This is a genomic window from Frankia sp. Mgl5, assembly GCF_023242985.1.
GTDB lineage: Bacteria > Actinomycetota > Actinomycetes > Frankiales > Frankiaceae > Parafrankia > Parafrankia soli.
Genome location: NZ_JALKFY010000539.1, coordinates 1 through 348, shown reverse-complemented (window position 1 = coordinate 348; position 348 = coordinate 1). Strand labels below are relative to the sequence as shown.

Here is a 348-nt window from a genome sequence, read left to right as displayed (position 1 = left end):
CGTCACCCGTCTCCGTGAACAGAACCGGATTATCGGTGACACTGTTGCATTCACGGGTAACGGCCGCCCATACGTATTCCAGTGTATCGCGGGTTGCGCCGTGCACCTGCGGAATGCAGCGCATGCTGTAAGCGTCCTGTACGCGCAGCTGTCCTTGCTCAGTGGTGCGTTCGCTTCCTTGCAGGTGTAAAAGCAGCTTGCGCGCCGACTCCTGTTGTCCCGGATGAGGCCGTACCAGGTGAAGCTGGGGATCAAACGCTTTGGGAATTCCGCGCAAGGCTTCAATCGTCATGGCGGCGATCACTTCGGCGTTTTCCATCAGGCTGCGGGCATCAAACAGGGCCAGGC

1 protein-coding gene is annotated in these 348 nt (G+C 59.2%); it reads right to left on the bottom strand.

The genetic code is table 11. The features are described 5' to 3' along the window. Positions 1-348: aromatic amino acid lyase (locus tag MXD62_RS10520; protein WP_248829133.1), on the bottom strand; the 348-nt coding region annotated here is incomplete at both ends.